Below are 21,293 nucleotides of genomic sequence, written 5' to 3'. Positions count from 1 at the left end.
TGCCAATCTAAAGGGCGAAACTGCCGGCTAAGGTCGACAATATCAAGTTCCAACCATCCACCAACACAAACAGCATCAACTTAAACGGCAGCGATACAATCATTGGCGATAGCATCATCATACCCATGGCCATCAAAACCGATGCCACCACCAAGTCGATGATCAAGAACGGCAGAAACAACATGAAACCGATTTGGAACGCCGTTTTCAGCTCCGAGGTGATAAAAGCGGGAATCAACACCGCCATCGACACATCTTCTGGATTGGTTACTTGCTCGCCCGACATATTTACGAAGGTTTCCAAATCCTTAATGCGCGTTTGCTTAAGCATGAAGGCCTTCATCGGCACTTGCGCTGCATCGAATGCTTCGCGCGCTGTCACTTGTTCGTTGAGGTATGGCTGGATAGCCGTGTCATTGATTTCGTTGAGCACAGGAGACATGACAAAGAAGGTCAAGAAAAGCGCGATGCCAATGATCACCTGATTCGATGGTGTTTGTTGTAAGCCCATCGCCTGACGCAGAATCGACATTACCACCACAATTCGGGTGAAAGACGTCATCAAAATCACCATTGCTGGCAAGAAGCCCAGCATGGTCATTAAGGCGAGAATTTGCAATGTAACAGAATAGTCTTCACTGCCATCCGGATTGGTGGTCATGGTGAAAGCTGGAATACCAGCACCGTTGCCAACCGACATAGAGCGACTTGCTCCGGTATCGCTTTGCATGGCCTGAACCGTCACACTGCTCCCTTCTGCTAAATTCGCAGGCAGCGGTGATTCCTCTGCCTCAGCAAACGAAAATGAAGAAAACAGCACGCCAACCAGTAGCACCAAAGTGCTAAAAAGCAGACGGATTGGATTACCCTTTGTCATTTTTCTTGATCAGTTGGCTGAACTGACTGGCAAAAGCATTGGTCGCCAACTCTTCCTCTTTCAATGGCTTTTCTAGCTTGGCTAAGGTTTGGATCGATTGACTGGTGATGCCCACCAAAAACTGCTCTTCTCCAACCTGAACCACGGCGATTCGCTCTTTGGTGCCGACAGGTAATTGGCTCACGATGCGTAAACCTTTTTGCTGCCCTAACGCCGGCACTTGCATGCGTTTAAGCAACCATGCCAACAGCAAAATGACACCAATAACCAGCACAAGTGAACCCAAGGTGGTCGCTAAATCGAGATTACTGGGTGCGGCCGCAAATGCGTAAGGAGCACTCAGCATTAAACCGAGTGCTCCTGTGATTTGCTTCAATCTCTTTGTGATTGAACTTGTCATATTAACGCAGCTTTTTGATGCGTTCAGTTTGGCTGATCACATCAGTCAAACGGATACCAAACTTGTCGTTCACTACCACGACTTCGCCGTGCGCAATCAACGTACCGTTAACCAATACATCAAGCGATTCACCCGCTAGGCGGTCTAGCTCTACGACCGAACCTTGGTTCAATTGTAATAGGTTACGAATGCTGATTTGCGAACGTCCCACTTCCATCGAGATGGTAACGGGAATGTCCATGATGGTATCGAGTTTACGACGTTCATCGTCGGTAATTGGTCGAGAAGTATCTTTCAGCTCTTCCAGTGGCGCTGCCAATACTTCATCTACATCAATAGAAGGTGCAGACGGGTCTTCGCCAAGAGCGGCTGCCCATTCGTCTGCTAGCTTTTGATCGTCACTTGGTTCCATTTTTCTATCCTGTGTTAAGCCTTACTCAATCAAATCAACGAGTAAGGAGTCTTAATCATCTCTATCATCGTCATTCTCAAGCTCAGACATGATGTCTTTGCCCAAGAAGGCTAAATCAGTTTTCACTACGTGTGGGCGTTCAATCTCTTGAGAGACTTGCACGGCAAGCTTGTCTTCAGAGCGACCCATTTTTACGCGGTAAGTCGGTAAATCTTCGATAAACATGGTAGCGTGCTCAGGCATTTCAATCGGAATAATGTCGCCTGGTTGCAGCTCCATCAAATCGCGCAACGATATATCTTTTTCCAGCAAGTTCACTCGGAAGTTTACCGGACAGTCCATGATCTCTTCGCGCAGCGCTGAACTCCAACGTACGTCAGTTTCCATCTTGTCCGACTGAACACCAGCATCGAGCAACTCGCGGATTGGCTCGACCATGGAATACGGCATTACGACATGGAAGTCACCGCCACCGCCATCCACTTCAATATGGAATGAGCTCACGACAATCACTTCGGTCGGGCTCACGATGTTTGCCATGCTTGGGTTTACTTCAGAATCGAGGTATTCGAACTCGACGCCCATGACTGGCGACCACGCTTCTTTGTAGTCTTCAAACACGATTTTCAGCAGTAGCTGGATAATGCGACGCTCAGTTGGCGTAAATTCACGGCCTTCGATTTTGGCGTGGAAGCGGCCATCGCCACCAAAGAAGTTTTCTACCAGAATGAAGACGAGACGCGCTTCCATGGTAATCAATGCCGTACCTTTAAGAGGACGGAAGCGAACCATGTTCAAACTGGTGGGCACGTACAACGTATTTTGGTACTCGCCAAACTTCATCATCTGTACGCCGTTGATCGACACTTCGGCCGTTTTGCGCAGCATGTTAAACAGACTGATCCGCATGTGTCGTGCAAAACGCTCGTTAATCAGTTCGAGCGTTGGCATTCGACCACGGACAATCCTGTCTTGAGACGAGAAATCGAAACTGACGGCACCTTCCGTGTCGTTATCTAAGGGCTCGTCAATGTCATCAACATCATCAACCCCGTGCAGTAGCGCATCAATTTCGTCTTGGCTTAATAGATCGGTCACGTTTTACCTATTGAATAACAAAATCTGTAAACAGTACTTTTTCAATCACTGGCTTGCCGACCGCAGCATTTAAAGCTGCTTTAATATCTTCGGAAGCTCGGTCTCGCAGTTCCACTCGACCCGTTGGAGAACGAAGCTGCTCTACCGTTGCCGATGCAAATGTTGATAACAAAGAGCTCTCAACCAACGGAGAATGGTAACGCGCCAACTGCTCATTCTCAGAGCCACGTACCATAAGCTGCGCTTTGATTTGCACCAGTCTATCGCGACGGTCACCCGTCACGTTAAAAATGAACGGTTGCGGAAGATTCACGTACGCAATTGGGTTAGCCGCTGCGGCCTGTGTTTGCTGTGACTCTGCCTCTGCGGCTTGAGCCGAATCATCCGATCCCATTAAAAAGAACGCCGCCGCGCCACCACCACCGAGCAGAACCACGACTGCAATAATGATGATCAGTAGCTTGCTTTTACCTTTTGGTGCATCGGCACCTTGTAGCTGTTCTTCTGCCATTGTTTTCTCTAGTTATTTGTTCTTGTTCAAGATGGTTGAGGTTACGACATTAGGCGTAAAAACTAATTCCATCACGCTTTGAAACCACATTCAAATCAAGATTCACGTCGGCATCAAAGTTTTCGTCTGACTGGCCAGAAAAACCGCGTCCAGACGTGCCTTGGCCATTTTGTTCAGCCGCTGCGTAGCCACTTTGCTGTTGTCCACTGCTTTGCTGCTGAACCGAGGAATCCGCCAGTTGCATCCCTTGTTGGGCCAACATTTCACGTAGACGAGGCAACGTTTGTTCAATAATGTCACGCGCTTGTGGGTTGGTAACCGTAAAATGCACGTTGGCCAAATCGTTGTTCATCGTCATGCGAATTTGCATACGGCCAAGCTCTGGTGGGTCAAGTCGGATGTCGAGGTTTTTCAAGTTCTTCGACATCATCATTTGTACTTTTTCCGCCACTTGCTCATTAGCGAGTTCTTTTGTTAATTGCAGAGGCAGTTGTGCTTGCTGAGCGGCTTCCGCTCGGGTTTGCTGTTGGGCTGTTACACCTTGTTGCCCAGCGGCCGCTTGCAGCTGTCCTGCTAATCCGTATTGCGACTCTGGCTTATCTTGCTGGCTCGCCGTAGCTTTCAACGCACCTGCACTTAACGCGGCATTGATCGCTTTGTGGCTCACTTCCCCATTAGCAGCCATTTGAACTGCTGGGTTGAAATTATTCGCCACCAGCGCATCAGGCATTGGTGCGGACGCAAGTTTATCGGCATGTTGAGCCATTGGCGCTTGCGCAGCGACGTGCTTCATCTCATGCGCGTTCACGTATTGTGCTTGTTGCCCCATCGCGACTGCAGCGGCTGTTCGTTCGCTGCCGTTTCGTACATTGTTATGCTGCGTTGTATTTTGCTCCGCAAGAATGGCTTTCACGTCCGTTGGCAGCGCAACCAACTGGGCTAACTCTTGCTCAGGAATATCCGCGACGACGTCACCCGTTCTCAAACCTTCAATGACATCGATTTCTTGTTCGCTCAGAGGTTTGCCTTGCGCCAACTTGGTATCAATGACTTCCAGCTCATCAATTGAAACCAGCTGAACCGCCTTACCTTCAAAGCCGAGCGTCTCAGGGTCAAGTGACACCGAACCATCCAATGCACCTGAGGTGTTCGCCTGAGCTTGTTGCATTGCTGAAGTATCCATTACAGGAGGCGCAGTCAGGTTTTGCCATTCAGTTGATTGAGATTGTAGCTGCTCAATATCAATCGGCTTTCCATTGGCATCTAAGATTGGTTCCAGTTGCTGCTCGGCCGCCAAATTTACTTGCTCAACAGAAGGCGTCGATTGCAACGCTGCTAGCGCTTTTGCGTCATCTGTTTCGACCAGTTTCGACACTGGAGCAGAGAAAGAGGTTGCTTGCGTCGTCTGTAGAGGCAAACCCTTGCCGCTATCAACAAAATAATCATTGGTTTGCAATGCTTGATTCGCTTGTTCAATACGACCGAGTAGTTGCTGACCTTCTCCCATCGCACTGGCCACCGCTATCTTGTCTTGCGAGTCTGTGTTCTGAGCGCTTTGTTTTGAATCCAACTGAGCCTCTGACTCCATTGGCGACAAAGCTTGCTTCGCTACGACGGGGGCTTTACCTTCTTCTTGAAATGCTTCCGAAGTTTGCTCGGATTCGTCAGCTACGGCTTTTACGCCTTCATGCTCTAGCAATGCATCAGCCGCTTTTCCATCGACACTCTCACGATTCGCGACTGATTCTTGGCTCTCGCCATTCTTCTCGACCGTTTCACCTTCTGTGGCGCTAACGTCGGTCTTTGCATCTGTACTTGCTGTTTGAGTGACCGCTTTTTCTGCTTTTTGTGAACCTGTAAAAACTCCCGCTAAGGTTTCAAAAAAACCTTTGCTTTCAGAGCTTTCTGTAGGTGCTTGTGCGGAAGACTCAGAAACCGAGGTCTTGCTAGTCGCAGAAACATTAGACAAATTCACATTCATAAAAACTTTCTCATTTTTAGCTACGCCTTTTTATGGCGTAACCAGATTGCCCATCAGAGGCAAAATTAGATAATTAAACCATGAATTTGCAAAAATCACGCCAACGCATAAGGCTATTTTCCTGACGAACAGCGCACACGAAAAGAGTGGAAGCGAGATCAACTTCAACAAAAATTAGAACGGCTTGGCCTTACGGCTAAACAACAGCGTGGAAAACTCATCCATCTGCTTTTGCTCACGTTTGGCTTCCGCGATTTGCTTTTCTTTCGCTTTCTTTTCGATCATCCACTCGTAAGACATGCGTTCTTGGCGCATCTTGAGCCAGTAGTCTTTGCAGTTTTCGACTTGTTCTTTGAAGTGATGCTCTGCTTGCTTTTGCTTTGACAGTGTCTCGTCAAGCTGACATAAGAATCGGTTGAGATGCCCGTATTGGCTGGCGGTTAAACCCGCTTGACCACGATCCACCAACTGCTGGCAGTAATCGAGACGATATTTCTCGATTTGCTCAACCTGACGGTAATAATCTTCAAGCTCAGAGCGCGCTTTGTTCAGCGCAAGTACGGCTTGGTCTTCGCGCTCTTTGGTCTGCTCAAGTAGGAATTCCATCGCATTATTCATACGCTATTACCCACCCAAAATATTTCTGAGCATATTGACGCACATGTCGTATGGCACCGATTCTTTCATACGCTGCTGCAAGTATTCGTCTAGCTTTGGCTTTAATGTAAATGCGCCATCGATAGCCGGATCGGTGCCCGGCTTGTAAGCACCAATCGACACCAAATCTTGATTTTTGCGACAAATAGACAAGACCTGACGTACCGCTTTTGACATCAACACATGTTCTTCGGTGGTGATCTGAGGCATCACACGACTGACCGATTTCTCGACATCAATCGCAGGGTAATGGCCCGCGTCTGCCATTTCACGCGACAAAACAATGTGACCATCGAGAATGGCACGAGACGCATCGGCGATCGGATCTTGCAGATCGTCACCTTCGGTTAAAACGGTAAAGAAAGCGGTGATCGAGCCTTGCTCTGGGCTGCCATTACCCGCACGTTCCACCAGCGCAGGCAACTTGGCAAATACCGAAGGCGGATAACCTTTGGTGGCTGGCGGTTCACCAACCGACAAGGCAATTTCACGCTGCGCTTGAGCAAAACGGGTCAGTGAATCCATCAGCAACAGCACATCCAAACCTTGATCGCGGAAGTACTCGGCAATCGTAAGTGCCGTTTGACACCCCTTCAAACGCATCAACGGAGATGCATCAGCTGGTGCAGCCACCACAACTGAGCGACGACGTCCGTCTTCGCCCAAAATCTCTTCAATAAACTCTTTAACTTCGCGTCCACGTTCACCGATCAGACCTACCACCACCACTTGCGCCGTAGTGCCTCGTGTCATCATGCCTAGCGTGACCGATTTACCCACACCAGAACCCGCAAACAAGCCAATACGCTGGCCTTTGCCTACCGTCAACAAACCGTTGATCGCTTTTAAGCCAACATCGAGTGGCTCAGAGATCGGTTTTCGTGCCAGTGGGTTGATGGGTTCCGCATTAAATGACGCACGGTGCTCAGTGTAAATCGGGCCAAGTCCATCCAGTGGATTGCCCACGCCATCAATAACGCGGCCAAGCAATTCCATACCAACAGGCAAACCTGCTTCGCTGGTTAATGGCGTCACTTTTGCACCGGGCAAAATACCGGTGATTTGCTCACTCGGCATCAAATACAAGTTGTCGCCAGAAAAACCAACCACTTCGGCTTCCATGTGACCAGACATGGTTTCAACCAAACATAGACTGCCGATCGGCGCACGACAGCCCGTTGCTTCTAGGGTCAAACCAACAACGCGCACCAATTTGCCAGAAGCGACCGGGCGCGTGGTTAAGCCTTCAACTTTGTAGTTTTTGAGGCGATCGGCCAAAGCTTGCATGGATTACTCGCCCTCTTGGTGACGGTTCGCGCCACAAAAGCTGTGCAGCACACTCTTGATGCGCTCTTCCATGCGGTAGTTAATGCTCGATTCGCCTGCTTCGATTTGCACATCGCCACGATTAAGTGATGGCTCAGAAACCAGTGTCCAGTTACGGCAATCTAAATCTTCTTCACCATACGCAGAGCGAATGATGGCAACATCTTCAGGGTTGAGATGCAATGTGATTGGATGGCCAGAAATCGGCAGCGCTTCTACCGACTGCTTAACCGTATCGAGAATAATTTGTGGATTGGTTTGAACCTCGACATGCACCACTTCTTTGACTAAGCACAGCACCATGTCCACCAGTTGCTTCTCTACCTGAGCATTCATCAGCTCCAAAGGTTGAGCAAACTGGTTGGCGAGATTCATAAACACTTCAACCTGCTGTTGAATAAACTCTTGGCCAGCAGAAACGCCTTCTGCTTTACCCAGCTCTAAGCCCTCAGCATGGCCTGCTTGCAAGCCTTCTTCTTTGCCTTTGTCGTACCCTTGCTTAAAGCCAGCTTCTTGACCTTGGTACAAACCTTCTTGATAAGCGCCTTGCTTGATCAGTTCGATCTGTTCTTCTGTCAGTTCAAGAGCTTGCTCTTCTTCTGGCTCGTCAAAGTTTGGCACCCAGCTAGGATCGTAGTTAAACGCAGTCTGTTTGGCTTTTTTTTCCTTTGAATCGCCATAGTCGGGCAAACCCCAACGTTGCGGTTCAATCAGCGCATCATCTTCATCAGGACGGATAAATCCACGTTTTCTATCGCCAGCCATGGGTTACCTACTGTGTATTAGATTTGAAGTGAAGGTGCCCCGCAACAAGAAGGTCGCAGGGCTATAGAGATTATAAGAACTCGTCTGCGCCGCCAGAAAGCATGATTTCGCCAGCGTCGGCCATACGACGAGCAATCGCCAGGATTTCTTTCTGCGCCGCTTCTACGTCTGCCACACGCACTGGTGGCATCGCTTCGATGTCGTCACGCATCATCTCAGCGGCACGCTTAGACATGTTCTTGAAGACTTTCTCACGTAGAGAATCATCGGCACCTTTGAGTGCTTTTTGTAGAACGTCTTGCGGTACATCACGCAGCAATTTCTGAATACCTTGGTCGTCCACTTCGACCAAGTTCTCGAAGACGAACATAAGGTCTTGGATTTGCGTCGCCATGTCTTCGTCTTGGTCGCGGATTTGTTCCATCAAGATACCTTCAACGTTGTTGTCTAGGTAGTTCATGATCTCGGCTGCTGCCTTCAGGCCGCCAATTTTGGCTGCTTGTGCACCCGCTTGACCCGCGAACTGCTTCTCCATGATCTCGTTTAGCTCTGCCAATGCTGATGGCTGAACCTCTTCAAGGTTGGCAATACGCATCATCAGATCCAAGCGCACACGCTCTGGGAACTGAGAAAGAATTTCCGCCGATTGATCCGCTTCCAAGTACGACAATACGATGGTTTGAATTTGCGGGTGTTCGTTAACAATAATGCTTGCCACTTGGCGTGGGTCCATCCATTTCAATGAATCCAGACCTTTCGAACCGGTACCCAGCAGAATTTGATCAACCAAGTTGTTCGCTTTGTCTTCACCCAGCGCGGCTACCAAGGCATTACGCATAAAGTCTTCGCTGCCCATACCAATGTTGGTGTATTTCTGGATATCTTCCAAAAACGTACGGTGCACCGCCGATACTTTCTCTTGGCTTAAATCTTTTGCACGCGCCATTGCACTACCAACGCGCTGTACTTGTTTCGGTTCTAAATGACGGATGATGCCAGCCGCATCTTGCTCATTCAGACTTAATAACAAAATGGCCGCTTTCTCTTCACCAGTAATGGTGGAGGCATCAAACTCAACTGGCATGCCTGCGCCGTTTTCATCTTGAGGTACGATATCGTTAGCCATTTTCGTTCATCCAGTTTTTCACAACTTGAGCCGCTAGCTCTGGTTCGTTCGCTACAAGTGCACGAACCGCTTTCAGTACGTCTTCATCTTTATGAAGGTTAGGCAGATCGATACTTGAACCAAATTCAAACAGCTCACTGCTTTCAATGTCGCTACCAATTAGGCTGGTTTCGCCATCGGCACCAATTGGCAAGCCGTCTGGGCCGTACATTTCATCGTCGTCATCACCAGCTGGGTTAAGCAGTTTCTTCATTGCAGGGCGAACCAGTACGAGCACAACCACGATGATAACTAAAGCACTGGCGAACCAACGAACCCAATCGTTGAAGTTCGGGTGTTCCCAAATTGGTTGGTCAACAAGCTGCTCGGTTTCTGGCTCGGCAAACTTGACGCTCAATACGTTAAGTAAATCACCACGAGATTGATCAAAGCCGACGGTGCCAATCAACACCTGACGAATCGCGTTGATTTCACCTTCCGACATTGGTGTGTAAGTCACTTCACCTGTATCTGGATTAACTTGGCGACGGTCTTTGATGGCAACCGAAACAGTTTGACGCGCCACTGTGCCCGTTTGCTTACGCTCATGGCTAATCGTGGTATCTAGCTCGAAGTTGCGGGTCGATTCTTTACGTACAGAGCCTTGCCCCATTACCGATCCGTCTTTCATTTGCGCGACGTCTTGCGGAATAGAAGCATCCGCCGGAGGCTGATTACTAAGTGCACCCGGAATGCCAGCTACCATGTTGCCGTTGTTGTAATCTTCTAGCGCGTACTCGCTGCGGGTCGATGGCGTATTTGGGTCGAAACGTTTACGAGTTTGCTCAACCGCACTGAAATCCATTTGGATATCCACTTGCGCGGTGTAGTTACCAAAACCAAGAATAGGCAACAGAACAGAGTCGATTTTTTCACGCAATGCTTGTTCTTGGCTGCGTTCTAACTCTTGCTCTTTACGACGCGCGGCAGATGCCGGATCTTGCGAACCAGAGCTCAACAAACGGCCATGCTGATCCGTGACGGTAATGCGCGATGTCTTCATGCCAGGAACGGCGCTCGCGACCATATCGACAATCGAGTCCACTTCTTGCTGCTTAAGGTTGGCGCCTGTCGATAACGTCAAAAATACTGAGGCGGAAGCTTCTTGGTTATGACGCACAAACACACTGTGTTTCGGCAACGCCAATAACACTCGCGCTTTGCGAACCTGCTTCATTTCTTCTATGGCTTGAGCTAGCTGACGCTCACGGCTGAGCTTAAGACGTTCCTGCTCTAGGCGCTGAGAAACACCAAAGCCCATGTCTTGCAGCAGAATGTCATCGCCCGCTTCGGTCGCTTGATTGACGCCCGAACGCACCATGCCTAATTTGATTGAGTTGTACTCGCTCGACTCCACCGAAACGGTATTACCATCGAGTTTGTAATTGATTTTTTGCTGGTCAAGGTAATCCAGAACAGGGATCAGTTCTTCAGTGTCGTAAGCGCCAAGCGGGCGCATTTCTGGTTCTTTTACCCAGAAGAACAACATCACGATTAACGCAACACAGATAGAGATCGATAGCACAAGCACGACCTGTCGAAGCAAATCGAGGTCGCCCACGGCCATATCGAATTTTGATGCACTGCGCTCTTCTAAATCTGGATTTTGGCTTTCCACATCCATATCGGAGCTAGAAACCAGTGCGCCATCTGAGCCGCCATCAGTGACGGTTAAATCTGTAGACTTGTCTGCCACACTTATTACCTAAATTACACTGGCATGTTCATGAGGTCTTTGTAGGCCTCAACGAGCTTATTGCGGATTTGAACAGTGGCTTCAAAAGCAACACTGGATTTGTTACGAGCAATCATGACGTCAGATAAGGAAACATCGGCATCACCACGATCAAAACGCGTTTGTAGATCGCCAGATGATTTTTGAAGTGAGTTTACGTTATTGATGGCTTTGGTTAGGAGATCATTGAAATCTGCACCCACTTTCGCACCCGTTCCTGTCGGAGTGGTGTTGGTCGCTTCAACCATCATGGCGCGCATTTCGGCCTGAATACCATCAACTTTCATTATCACCTCTGAGCCAAAAGTTTGACTATCTATTTAAACTAAATATTGACACAGCAATTTATGTGCCATAAGACGCCAGCAGTATAGTTTACTCACACTTTTGTCTTATGGCTACGCGTGTGAAACCTAACTCGGAATATCTATACCCGCGTCACGCATTTTGGCAAGTTTGTAGCGCAGAGTACGTGGGCTTATGCCCAATTTCTCTGCCATTTCTTTGCGTCGGCCATTACATTCCACCAAGGTTTCTAGAATGATCGCGTACTCTTGATCGCGCAGCTCGCCACCCAATCCCTCGCCGCCAGTGTTAACGCGGTTGACGGATTCAGCTTGAGCAACAGGCTTGACATCAGGGACCAATGTTTCTGCACTTTGCACAACGTATTGCAAGCTGTTGGCATCTTGCCAATCCACGCCTTCTAACAAGATGTGCTCTGCACCGATATCGCCGTTTTCACTCAAAATCAGCGCGCGTTGTACAACGTTATCCAGCTCTCGAACATTACCTGGCCATGGGTACTGCAATAGTTTTTCCACTGCAACTGGCGAGAACTGAGGAACAGGCATACCCATTTTGCTACAGTGACGCTCGGCAAGATGCTTCGCAAGTGGCGCAATGTCCCCTTTACGCTCATTCAGCGCTGGCCATGCGATTGGGAACACATTCAGGCGGTAGTACAAGTCTTCACGGAAATTACCTTCCGACACATACTGTTTGAGATCACGGTTACTGGTCGCTAGCACACGAACATCTAGCTTGATGCTCTTACGGCTACCAAGACGCTCTACTTCGCGCTCTTGCAAAACACGCAATAACTTCGCTTGCAGGTTTAAGTCCATCTCGCTGATTTCATCAAGTAAGATTGTGCCGCCTTGCGCTTGTTCGAACTTACCCGGACACGCCTGAACAGCACCAGTGAATGCACCTTTTTCGTAACCGAATAGCGTCGCTTCCAGCATGTTGTCAGGAATCGCCGCACAGTTAATCGCAACGAATGGACCGTCTTTACGGTTTGATGCTTTGTGAATGTAACGCGACATCACTTCTTTACCCGAACCGCTTGGGCCTAAGATCATCACGTTCGCATCAGTGCGAGCTACTTTATCAGCCAAAGCAAGTAAGCGCAGACTCTTTTCATCAGCAACGACAGCATCACCGTTGTCATCACTTTTGATAGGAGCATAGCGGCTTACCATATTAAGCAGCACTTCTGGCGCAAATGGTTTCGCCATGTAATCAATCGCGCCATCTTTCATTGCAGAAACGGCATCTTCGATATTGGCGTAAGCCGTCATTAGCAGCACTGGCAAGTTCGGCCAATTTTGTTTGATGTTACGCAGCAGCGCTAAGCCACCCATACCTGCCATTTGCACGTCAGATACCACGATATCAACCGCATTTGATTTCAGTTTTACTAATGCGTCTTCTGCACTATCGGCTTCTAACCATTCATACCCTGCCAGAGCCAGAGTATCCACGAGGGCTTCACGAAGACCTTCGTCGTCTTCTACGATCAGCACTTTGCTTTGCGCCATTCTGATTCTCCAGTAATTGTTATTACCAGAAGCCGCTTATTGCGCTTCTGATTGCACTCGCTCCAGCGGAATGCACATGGTAAAGCAGGCTCCATCACCCTGCTCTGAAATAAGTTCCAATCGGCCGTCATGGGCACGGCAAACCATTTGAACGACAGCCAGCCCTAACCCGGTTCCTTGAGAACGCGTGGTAAAAAATGGCTCCATAATTTTGGCCTGTAGTTCTTGTGGTACACCCGGGCCGCTGTCTTGCACAGAAATGCGCAGTTCACCGTTCACCGGGCGGAAAAAGATGTCGATTTGCGACTCTTTGCCTGACATTTGAATCGCGTTCATCACCAAGTTACTCAGTGCAGAGGCGATAGCATTCGCGTTGCCAAGCAGTTCGGTCTGTTCTTCTTCTACTTCGAGGAAGTAATCAATGTTGTTGTTTTTAAGAGCGGTTTCGACCATTGGTTGGTATTCAGCAACCAATTGAGCAATCGTAAATGGCTTAATGACTTTATTATCACCACCTTTGGCAAAAAGCAGCATATCATTAACCTGCTTCTCCAAATCGTGCAGTCGATCCATTAATTTACTTTGGAAGCGCTCTCTCGTCGCTGGCGGAAGATTAGGCGCGCCCAAATTAGAGGCGTACAACATTGCGCTCGACAGCGGCGTTCTCACTTGATGCGCTAACGATGCAACCATACGCCCTAATGAAGAAAGACGTTGTAGATCACTCACACGAGCTTGCAGTAAACGGGTTTCGGTTAAGTCGGTGATGAGGATCAGCTGCCCTGTCGCGGAGGCAGAAATCGCCAAACGCACTTTGCGACCATTACGCAGTGACACTTCGTGGCCATCATCTTCACGCGGATCAAAAGCTGCTTGAATGATGTTGAACCATTTCTCGTTAACCAGTGGGATTTCTAGAATTCGGTGCGCCTCGGGGTTGGCTTCTCGCACAACACCATACGTGTCGAGCAAAATAACCCCTGCGGGCATCACATCCAATACCTGCTTATAGCGCTCAACTTGGTTTTCTACTGAGTCTAAATGGGATTGGTTGGTGTTATTGTCCATTCACTGCCTGTCGAAATATCGCCACTAAAAAGTAAAATAGCTTGGTAAGCAATTAGCGTACCAAGCTATTTTTTATATTTATCATGACGTTATGTTATCGACAATAAGTTGACACCGAGAAATGTCTGATTTTAATGTCAGAAAAGATAACTTTTGTGATTGAACTGAAGCTCGATCTAACGCTGCAAATTATACTTGCGCATTTTCTCAACCAACGTTGTACGGCGCATACCCAGCATATCTGCAGCCCTTGCAACGACCCCACCTTGCGCTTCTAACGCTTGGCTGATCATGTTGACTTCCAAATCTGCTAATAGCTCTTTTAGGTTCACCCCTTCTGGTGGCAACGCTTGAGGCGCATTCATGTTGTGATCCAGATCGCTTTGCTCGTCAAAGCTGAAATCTTCCGAGAAGATGTCTTGGAACACATCGCGTTCTTGCTCTTCAATCGAAGTGAACGGATTACCTTCAGGTTGGAACTCTGGAATATCACTGTAGCGATATTTCGTCGGAAGATGGTTCACATCAACCAGACTGTTTGGGTACAAAATGATCATGCGCTCAACAAGGTTAGCTAACTCGCGCACGTTACCCGGCCAGTGGTGTTCCATCAAAGAGTTGATCGCACGCGGCGTGAAACAGATTGGCTGGCCGCCTTCGGCTTCCAGACGTGTCATCAGCTCCTGCAATAACAATGGGATATCTTGCTTACGCTCTTTTAGCGCTGGCATTTCGATTGGGAAAACGTTCAAACGATAGAACAAATCTTCACGGAACGTGCCCTCTTCGATCATGCTTTCCAGATTACGGTGTGTCGCAGCAACCACACGCACGTTGACTTTGATTGTCGAGTTTCCGCCAACTCGCTCAAAACAACGTTCTTGAAGTACACGCAATAACTTCACTTGCATCGACATTGGCATGTCACCAATCTCATCAAGGAAGATCGTGCCACCGTCTGCTAATTCAAATCGACCTTTACGCGCCGTTAACGCACCAGTAAACGCGCCTTTTTCGTGGCCAAACAATTCGCTTTCGAGTAGCTCCGGTGGGATTGCACCACAGTTAATTGGCACAAACGCACCATTGCGGTATGACGAATGGTAGTGAATGTTACGTGCTACCACTTCTTTACCCGTACCCGATTCACCAAGGATCAAGACATTGGCTTCTGTACCCGATACTTGCTCAATAAGATGACGAACTTCTTGAATACCGCGACTCTGCCCTACTAAGCTACGAAACAGCGTGTTTTTACGCGCACTAGCAACAACATTGATCCCTTTACGGCCAAGAAAATCTTTGCAGTGACGTAACGCTTCACTAAGCTGTGGGTAATTTAGCGGTTGCTCTAATTCGCCAACAAAGTTTGGGAGATCGTCCACAGGCAAAGGAAAGCTGCCCAAGACAAGAAGTGGGATATGGTATGCATCGTTGAGACGAGCCATCACGGCAGTTGCCGCTCGACCTGCTGAGATATTGCCAACGATACAGCCTGACCATACGCTAGACCAATCAACATCGCCTAGCTGTTCAGAACCGACAGCTTCGCAACTTTCTCCAACAAATTCCAATATATTGCTTAAATTCAAACGACTTGATGCGTCATCATCAATTACAAGCAGCTTTGCCAAACCTTGCATAAGTAAGAATGATTGCCTTTATTTTAGGTGCGTTGCGGCCAAACCTGGATTTGCGCAATTGGGTGCTAAAGAAGGCGGAAACACCACACTCAATTTACGATCGACAAAATAGGAAAATCAGCAACAAAAAAAGCCATTAGGGCTACTAATGGCTTCTATTTTATTTGAATATGAAAATAAGGCAACCAAGCAATATAGAGGTGTGAGCTCGATTGTAACTTTCATGCGCAACTTGTTGCTAATGCAGTCTTAATGTTTTAAGTCGATCCTAAAGCATTGTTTTGATTATTAAATGCCGACTTCTGCTGCCGTCAAGTTGTGGAACTCTGTTGGGATCTGATCCCAAGCGGATTTAATCTCACGAATAATGTCAATAACGTCGTCGATCGGCTGTGGATCATTCTGGTGGTTTGCCGCAGAAATCTGCGTGATCATAAACTCATACAATGAATCTAAGTTTGAAGCGATGTCACCACCATCTTCCATCGACAAACAGCTGCGTAGCGCAATAATAATGTCGAGTGCTTTACCTAAGCGCTCGCCTTTTGCTGGGATATTGCCTGCTTGCATGGCTGCTTTGCCTTGAATAAGGCGCTCAATTGCACCAGCCATAAGCATTTGAATGACTTTGTGCGGAGAAGCCGCGCTCAGCTGGCTGTCGACTGATACTTTTTTGTATGCTTGCAAAGAACCGCGCATAGTAATCCTCTTTTAAATAAATTTTTTGTACTGCTGAAGCGAACGTTGGCCATAACGGAATTTGTGAAGCTCTTTTCCGACCTTTGACGTTTCTGATTGCATCAGCTCGACAATTCTTTTGGTACGAGTCAGCAAGTCTTGCCACTCTGCCTCCTGCTTTACCAAGGGATTTTGTTGAATAATTGGTAACAGGTTTTGCAATAACCGTTCCCTGATATCGACCAAGCGAAGAATTTCTTCAGTATTAAAGTCAACTTTTTCCAGCTCTTGCGTAATTAGTTGATCTATATCACTAATTTCTATGAGTTCATTCTGCATTTATTAACCTAACGCACTCATAAGAGCCCCAAGTTGCCCCTGCATCTTACCTGTCGCGTCTTGCATCGCGGTAAATTTCGCATGGGTACGCTTTTCCAGCCCTTCCATGCGGCGATCTAATGCCGCTTGGTCATCATTCAAACGGTAGTTTTGTTCTGTGAGACTTTTCTCTCGCGTACGAATGCTGCCCGTAATACCGGTGATGCCGTGAATCGCATCTTCGATACGCTTCGCAAAACCAGTGTTACCACCGAAGAATTTTTCTAACTCGTTGAAGTTATTGTTCAACTGACGGTCAAGCATGTCATAGTTGATTTCAAGCGTGCCTTGACGCGTCGTGGTAATACCAAATTCTGTCAATGATTTCAGATTTTCTGGTGCTTGATCGATTCGGCTTGAAAAGACGGCTTTCAATCGTGAATCGGCACTTCGCACCGTGCTGTCACCAGCTAGCGGCCCTTTTTGGCCGGTAGTTGGGTCCACACTCGAGAGTGCTTGCGAAGTTTGATAAAACGAGTTGTACGCCGAAACAAAGTTTTCGATGTCGCTGCGTACACTTTGACGGTCGTACTCGACTCCGATTTCTGCAGGCGGCTTGTTTGGTTCTGACTTGCCTTTAAGTGTCAAATCTACGCCTTCAATGGCGTCTTCAATTACGTTGTTATGGCTTGAAAGTTTTGCCACGCCATCAAGCAGCACTTCAGAATCTTGCCCTGCTTGTACCTCTGTCATACCAAGGTAGTCTTCGAACGAGGATTGCGCTTTTGCGATTTTGGCTTCTGCTTCGTCGATTTTTTCTAGACGTTCACGCTCTTGAGGATCGAGTTTCGCACGATGAATTTGCTTGGCTTGCTCTTCGGAAAGCTCACCACGTTCGACTTTTGCGTCGAGTTCTTGCTTTTCATCCGCAATTTTCTGCTCGATTTCTGCTTTTTCTTGTTCTAGGAGCTGCTTAGCTTCTTTGGTCGTAACGTAAGAATCCGTCAATGTGCCTGAGGCGGCATTATTCCAACCTGGAACATCCGGCGCTTTCTCTATCGCCTTTTCGTCCAGTTCCAGTTCTGGCTCTTCGTATGAATCCAGTAAGGTGCCTGACGCAGTTTCTGTCCAACCTGGAATGCGCTCTTCAGGTCGCAAGCTGGAGCGTTGATTGGCCTTATCAATGGCTTCTTGTCCGGCTTTAGCAGCCTCTGCACCAGCAGCAGAGATCGGCTCTTGCGATGCATCATCTTGTGCATTATCTGCCGCTTTTTGCGCTTCTGGAGGTAGAGGGTTGCCGTTCTCATCCAGAATTTCTGGTTGATCCGGTTGTTGCGGAACTTGTAGTGGCCCTAACACTTCTTCTGCCGCAGCACGTGCTTCTTCAAGCGCGTTAACTCGGTCTTCAAGTGTTTGGTATTCGAAATATTTCAGAGGGTTGCCTCTTTCGGCTTCCACGCTGACTTTGATTTGATGATCCTTACCAGAAAGGTTTGAGGCAAGGATGAGACGCGGTCCTTCGACATCATTAATGACGGAAGCACGAACACCAGGGTTGTCTTTAGCGCCATTGATGCCGCGTACGACATCGATGAGCTTAGATCGAGAACGAACCTCGATATTAAAACGGTCATCACCAAGCGAAATCTGCAGCTTACCAGGACCAAATTTTGCGTCTTCTGGCAATACGTCAGAAGCGACTTTGTGGCTCTGTGCAAGCTGCAACACATCGATAGCATACTTACCGGCTATAGCGTCAGTGGTTGCGGTGGCCGATACGATATTGTCGTCCGTGGTTTCAACCGTGCGGACGGCAAACGCTTTCTCCTGACGAAAGTTCGCCATGAGATTTTTCATCGTATCCAACGATTCTCTGAGTCGCCCATAGGCACTGATACTGGCATTGATTGTCGTGCGATCGTTGTCGATGCGTTGCTGCTTAGGCACACGTTCCGCATCCACAATTTTGCTGACCATGGAATTAATATCCATGCCGCCAGACATCCCCACAGGGCCTAAACTCATTAAATCACCTCAAAAACGACTTACACTTTTTCAACTAACAAACCGCTGTTAGCTGTGTGCTCAGCTAGGCGACGCAATACCACTAGCAGTTCTTCATCAGGAAATTGACGAATCACATCACCAGTATTGGTTTCGTAAATCGTCACAACGTCTCTGCCGGATTCTTCATCCACACGAAACGCCACTCCTTTGTTGATGGACGAGACAAACTCATTCATTTGTTCGACCATTTTTTCACGTTCTTCTCTGTTTAGCTCCTGACGGCTTTCCGCCATCTCGATTGCCGCTTGAACAGAGAAGTCGTGCTCGGTGCCTTTCGCTTTTTGCGGCGAGACGTCACCGGTTGAACTTGCTGTGCTAGGCGTACCTATGCCGTTGCCATTTTTATTTGCAACATTTGTGCCATTCGGTGTGCCGTAAGGCTGGATGTTCGATGCGTAGGAGGATATTTCCATTACAATCTCCCTTCCACCTTATGAGCTAACGATAGGATCTATCGTTTTGGTGACCTAAGCACTAGGCTGGGTCGACCTTGTTAGCCCAACAAGCTTAGCGCTGCAGATGGTGACTGCTTCGCTTGAGCCAGGATTGAAGTACTTGCTTGCTGAAGAATTTGCGACTTAGTCATCGCTGTTGTTTCTTTCGCGTAATCAGTATCTTTAATACGGCTGTTAGATGCATTAACGTTTTCGTTAATGTTGTCTAGGTTGCTGATTGCGTGGTTGAAACGGTTCTGGAAAGCACCTAGTGACGCACGTTGGCTGTCTACTGATTTAAGTGCACCGTCGATAACTGCTACAGCTTCTTGAGAGCCTGCAACCGTTGTTACGTCGATGTCTTTAACCGTTACGTCTTTCGCATCACCAAAACCGATCTCGCCAGCTAGGTTGCCAGAGAACTCAACTTCACCATTTACTTTCTGAGTAGAAGCAAATACTTGTAGCTTGCCGTCTTCACCAACAGACGCTTTTACATCTTCGCTTTGACCGTTGATGTAAGTTGCTAGCTGCTCGATGTCGTCGCCTTGCTTAGCCTTGATGGTAAGTTCTTTCTCTTCACCTTGTTTGTTGGTGTAGCTCATTTTAAGCTCAGTTTTATCACCAACTGTCCAAGATGCATCTTTACCTTCTTCTGCTGAGTAGCTCTTACCACCCATTGCTGAAGTATCAGAACGTAGGCTGCCCATAGAAAGCATTACAGCTTCGCCAGAGTCCGCACCGATTTGGAAAGATTGAGTACCGTACGTACCGTTAAGCAGTTTGTTACCACCGAAAGAGGTTGTTTCAGCGATACGGTTTAGTTCGTCGTTTAGCGCTGTTACTTCTTCTTGGATCGCTACACGTTCTGCTTTTGAGTTAGAACCGTTCGCAGATTGAAGCGATAGGTCACGCATACGTTGTAGGATGTTGGTAGATTCATTCATTGCACCTTCAGCAACCTGTGCAATGGAGATACCGTCGTTCGCGTTTTTCACAGCCATGTCTAGGCCACGGCTTTGAGCGTTCAAACGGTTTGAAATCTGTAGACCTGCAGCATCATCTTTCGCGCTATTGATTTTATAACCCGAAGACAAACGCTCCATTGATTTTTGTTGACCTTCAGCCGCGTGGTTTAGGTAACGCTGTGCGGTCATCGCAGAAACGTTAGTATTAACGTTAATCGCCATAATTGATCTCCTTAAGGCTTAGTGAATGTACCGTCGTGTCTCTCACCTCACTTAGGTACATCTCATTTCTCTCAGTCCCTTTAACGGCGACGTATGCATATCCTTTAGGAGAAATTTTCAATTTTTTGCGATTATTTTCTTTGGCTTACTGAAGTGTGATGGAGCTCTAATATTGCCTTTGATGAATACCTTCGCTCTTTTAAAGGCAGAAAAAAACCCAGCCGAAGCTGGGTTTACTCGCTCATCTCTCACCACGAGCCAATGAGGTTCTCGTCTTAGGTTTAAAATTAACCTAGAAGACTTAGCGCTGAGTTTGGCGCTTGTTTCGCTTGCGCAAGGATTGAGCTTGACGCTTGCGATAGAATTTGTGACTTGGTCATTGCCGTCGTTTCTTTCGCGAAGTCGGTATCTTTGATACGGCTCTTCGACGCGTTCACGTTCTCGTTAATGTTGTCCAAGTTGCTGATTGCATGGTTGAAACGGTTCTGGAATGCACCCAGCTCTGCACGGTGGCTGTCTACGTATTTCAGTGCCGCATCAATGATTGCTACTGATTCTTGTGCGCCGCCAACTGAAGTTACGTCGATAGTATCAACCGTAACGTTTTTCTTATCGTCGCCTAGGCCTAGTTCACCAGACAAACCGCCAGAGAATGACACTTCGCCTTCTACTTTGTTGTTACCAGCAAAGATTTGCAGTTTGCCATCTTGGTCTACTGACGCTTTCACTAGGTCTGTTTGACCGTTGATGTACGTTGCTAGCTCTTCGATGTCATCGCCCGCTTTCGCGTTGATGTTGATTTCTTGCTCTTGACCAAAGCTGTCAGTTAGGCTGATTTTTAGGTCGTTTTTGCCTTGTGCAACGTTCCAGTCTTTGCCTTTACCGCTTTCAGCTTGGTAGCTCACACCGCCCATCATTTTGTTGTCTGAGCGCATGTCTTTAAGCTCAAGCATTACTGCTTCACCGTTATCAGCACCGATTTGGAACGATTTCGCGCCATGTGTGCCGTTTAGTAGCTTGTTACCACCAAAAGATGTGGTTTCTGCGATACGGTTTAGTTCGTCGTTTAGTGCTGTCACTTCTTCTTGAATCGCAACGCGCTCTGCTTTCGAGTTTGAGCCGTTTGCTGATTGTAGAGACAGGTC

At 47.9% G+C, this 21,293-nt stretch carries 21 protein-coding genes; all 21 read right to left on the bottom strand.

Annotation, left to right across the window (positions count from 1 at the left end):
* Positions 1–7 precede the first annotated feature (7 nt).
* Positions 8–877 (bottom strand): flagellar type III secretion system pore protein FliP, encoded by an 870-nt coding sequence (gene fliP / locus ACF8CV_RS11100; RefSeq protein WP_005494365.1) that lies wholly within the window; start codon positions 875–877, stop codon positions 8–10.
* Entirely contained in the window at positions 864–1,277 is a 414-nt protein-coding gene (gene fliO, locus ACF8CV_RS11095; RefSeq protein ID WP_005457659.1) for a flagellar biosynthetic protein FliO, read from the bottom strand. The genes fliP and fliO overlap by 14 nt, the downstream gene beginning before the upstream one ends.
* Position 1,278: 1 nt before the next feature.
* A complete protein-coding gene (fliN, locus tag ACF8CV_RS11090; RefSeq protein ID WP_005457660.1) occupies positions 1,279–1,689 on the bottom strand; it encodes a flagellar motor switch protein FliN in 411 nt (136 codons plus the stop codon).
* A 51-nt stretch (positions 1,690–1,740) separates the two neighbouring features.
* Positions 1,741–2,787, bottom strand: a complete 1,047-nt coding sequence (gene fliM / locus ACF8CV_RS11085; RefSeq protein WP_005457756.1) for a flagellar motor switch protein FliM — start codon at positions 2,785–2,787, stop codon at positions 1,741–1,743.
* Between the two features lie 7 nt (positions 2,788–2,794).
* Positions 2,795–3,298 carry a flagellar basal body-associated protein FliL gene (gene fliL, locus ACF8CV_RS11080; protein WP_005457696.1) on the bottom strand — a complete coding sequence of 168 codons (504 nt, stop codon included), beginning with the start codon at positions 3,296–3,298 and terminating at the stop codon, positions 2,795–2,797.
* 49 nt (positions 3,299–3,347) lie between these two features.
* Positions 3,348–5,279, bottom strand: a complete 1,932-nt coding sequence (locus tag ACF8CV_RS11075; protein WP_138938578.1) for a flagellar hook-length control protein FliK — start codon at positions 5,277–5,279, stop codon at positions 3,348–3,350.
* Positions 5,280–5,453: 174 nt separating this feature from the next.
* Positions 5,454–5,897: a flagellar export protein FliJ gene (fliJ, locus tag ACF8CV_RS11070; RefSeq protein WP_005457733.1), complete on the bottom strand. Its 444-nt coding sequence runs from the start codon at positions 5,895–5,897 to the stop codon at positions 5,454–5,456.
* A gap of 6 nt (positions 5,898–5,903) precedes the next feature.
* The gene (fliI, locus tag ACF8CV_RS11065) at positions 5,904–7,223 is read right to left on the bottom strand and encodes a flagellar protein export ATPase FliI (RefSeq protein ID WP_005457757.1); all 1,320 of its coding nucleotides are present in this window, start codon (positions 7,221–7,223) and stop codon (positions 5,904–5,906) included.
* Between the two features lie 3 nt (positions 7,224–7,226).
* Entirely contained in the window at positions 7,227–8,027 is an 801-nt protein-coding gene (fliH, locus tag ACF8CV_RS11060) for a flagellar assembly protein FliH (protein WP_005457705.1), read from the bottom strand.
* A gap of 70 nt (positions 8,028–8,097) precedes the next feature.
* Entirely contained in the window at positions 8,098–9,153 is a 1,056-nt protein-coding gene (gene fliG / locus ACF8CV_RS11055) for a flagellar motor switch protein FliG (protein ID WP_005457745.1), read from the bottom strand.
* Positions 9,146–10,888, bottom strand: a complete 1,743-nt coding sequence (gene fliF / locus ACF8CV_RS11050; protein WP_005457713.1) for a flagellar basal-body MS-ring/collar protein FliF — start codon at positions 10,886–10,888, stop codon at positions 9,146–9,148. The genes fliG and fliF overlap by 8 nt, the downstream gene beginning before the upstream one ends.
* Before the next feature lie 14 nt (positions 10,889–10,902).
* On the bottom strand, positions 10,903–11,214 hold the full coding sequence (gene fliE, locus ACF8CV_RS11045) for a flagellar hook-basal body complex protein FliE (RefSeq protein WP_005457685.1): 312 nt from the start codon (positions 11,212–11,214) through the stop codon (positions 10,903–10,905).
* 126 nt (positions 11,215–11,340) lie between these two features.
* The gene (locus tag ACF8CV_RS11040; RefSeq protein ID WP_005457658.1) at positions 11,341–12,750 is read right to left on the bottom strand and encodes a sigma-54 dependent transcriptional regulator; all 1,410 of its coding nucleotides are present in this window, start codon (positions 12,748–12,750) and stop codon (positions 11,341–11,343) included.
* A 36-nt stretch (positions 12,751–12,786) separates the two neighbouring features.
* Entirely contained in the window at positions 12,787–13,818 is a 1,032-nt protein-coding gene (locus ACF8CV_RS11035) for a PAS domain-containing sensor histidine kinase (RefSeq protein ID WP_005457625.1), read from the bottom strand.
* Between the two features lie 176 nt (positions 13,819–13,994).
* Positions 13,995–15,461 carry a sigma-54 dependent transcriptional regulator gene (locus tag ACF8CV_RS11030; protein ID WP_138938580.1) on the bottom strand — a complete coding sequence of 489 codons (1,467 nt, stop codon included), beginning with the start codon at positions 15,459–15,461 and terminating at the stop codon, positions 13,995–13,997.
* A gap of 288 nt (positions 15,462–15,749) precedes the next feature.
* Positions 15,750–16,160: a flagellar export chaperone FliS gene (gene fliS / locus ACF8CV_RS11025; RefSeq protein ID WP_005433081.1), complete on the bottom strand. Its 411-nt coding sequence runs from the start codon at positions 16,158–16,160 to the stop codon at positions 15,750–15,752.
* A gap of 12 nt (positions 16,161–16,172) precedes the next feature.
* Positions 16,173–16,478: a flagellar protein FliT gene (locus ACF8CV_RS11020; protein ID WP_138938581.1), complete on the bottom strand. Its 306-nt coding sequence runs from the start codon at positions 16,476–16,478 to the stop codon at positions 16,173–16,175.
* A gap of 3 nt (positions 16,479–16,481) precedes the next feature.
* Positions 16,482–18,482: a flagellar filament capping protein FliD gene (fliD, locus tag ACF8CV_RS11015; protein WP_138938582.1), complete on the bottom strand. Its 2,001-nt coding sequence runs from the start codon at positions 18,480–18,482 to the stop codon at positions 16,482–16,484.
* Positions 18,483–18,502: 20 nt separating this feature from the next.
* Positions 18,503–18,937, bottom strand: coding sequence for a flagellar protein FlaG (flaG, locus tag ACF8CV_RS11010; protein ID WP_005457768.1), 435 nt, complete (start codon positions 18,935–18,937; stop codon positions 18,503–18,505).
* 80 nt (positions 18,938–19,017) lie between these two features.
* The gene (locus ACF8CV_RS11005) at positions 19,018–20,148 is read right to left on the bottom strand and encodes a flagellin (RefSeq protein WP_005457770.1); all 1,131 of its coding nucleotides are present in this window, start codon (positions 20,146–20,148) and stop codon (positions 19,018–19,020) included.
* 287 nt (positions 20,149–20,435) lie between these two features.
* A partial coding sequence (locus tag ACF8CV_RS11000) for a flagellin (RefSeq protein ID WP_273977096.1) occupies positions 20,436–21,293 on the bottom strand: 858 nt, incomplete at its 5' end.

The organism is Vibrio sp. zbq_1 (genome assembly GCF_043102935.1).
In the GTDB taxonomy this organism is placed as follows: domain Bacteria; phylum Pseudomonadota; class Gammaproteobacteria; order Enterobacterales; family Vibrionaceae; genus Vibrio; species Vibrio parahaemolyticus.
This window is presented reverse-complemented; position numbering and strand designations above follow the sequence as displayed.

Bases quoted from the DNA above. Each gene is read 5' to 3' on its own strand.
- ACF8CV_RS11030 (WP_138938580.1), bottom strand. From the start codon at position 15,461: ATGCAAGGTTTGGCAAAGCTGCTTGTAATTGATGATGACGCATCAAGT.
- fliL (WP_005457696.1), bottom strand. From the start codon at position 3,298: ATGGCAGAAGAACAGCTACAAGGTGCCGATGCACCAAAAGGTAAAAGC.
- fliH (WP_005457705.1), bottom strand. From the start codon at position 8,027: ATGGCTGGCGATAGAAAACGTGGATTTATCCGTCCTGATGAAGATGAT.
- ACF8CV_RS11075 (WP_138938578.1), bottom strand. From the start codon at position 5,279: ATGAATGTGAATTTGTCTAATGTTTCTGCGACTAGCAAGACCTCGGTT.
- fliS (WP_005433081.1), bottom strand. From the start codon at position 16,160: ATGCGCGGTTCTTTGCAAGCATACAAAAAAGTATCAGTCGACAGCCAG.
- fliD (WP_138938582.1), bottom strand. From the start codon at position 18,482: ATGAGTTTAGGCCCTGTGGGGATGTCTGGCGGCATGGATATTAATTCC.
- fliJ (WP_005457733.1), bottom strand. From the start codon at position 5,897: ATGAATAATGCGATGGAATTCCTACTTGAGCAGACCAAAGAGCGCGAA.
- flaG (WP_005457768.1), bottom strand. From the start codon at position 18,937: ATGGAAATATCCTCCTACGCATCGAACATCCAGCCTTACGGCACACCG.
- ACF8CV_RS11040 (WP_005457658.1), bottom strand. From the start codon at position 12,750: ATGGCGCAAAGCAAAGTGCTGATCGTAGAAGACGACGAAGGTCTTCGT.
- fliI (WP_005457757.1), bottom strand. From the start codon at position 7,223: ATGCAAGCTTTGGCCGATCGCCTCAAAAACTACAAAGTTGAAGGCTTA.
- fliP (WP_005494365.1), bottom strand. From the start codon at position 877: ATGACAAAGGGTAATCCAATCCGTCTGCTTTTTAGCACTTTGGTGCTA.
- ACF8CV_RS11005 (WP_005457770.1), bottom strand. From the start codon at position 20,148: ATGGCGATTAACGTTAATACTAACGTTTCTGCGATGACCGCACAGCGT.
- fliO (WP_005457659.1), bottom strand. From the start codon at position 1,277: ATGACAAGTTCAATCACAAAGAGATTGAAGCAAATCACAGGAGCACTC.
- fliN (WP_005457660.1), bottom strand. From the start codon at position 1,689: ATGGAACCAAGTGACGATCAAAAGCTAGCAGACGAATGGGCAGCCGCT.
- fliE (WP_005457685.1), bottom strand. From the start codon at position 11,214: ATGAAAGTTGATGGTATTCAGGCCGAAATGCGCGCCATGATGGTTGAA.
- ACF8CV_RS11020 (WP_138938581.1), bottom strand. From the start codon at position 16,478: ATGCAGAATGAACTCATAGAAATTAGTGATATAGATCAACTAATTACG.
- ACF8CV_RS11035 (WP_005457625.1), bottom strand. From the start codon at position 13,818: ATGGACAATAACACCAACCAATCCCATTTAGACTCAGTAGAAAACCAA.
- fliG (WP_005457745.1), bottom strand. From the start codon at position 9,153: ATGGCTAACGATATCGTACCTCAAGATGAAAACGGCGCAGGCATGCCA.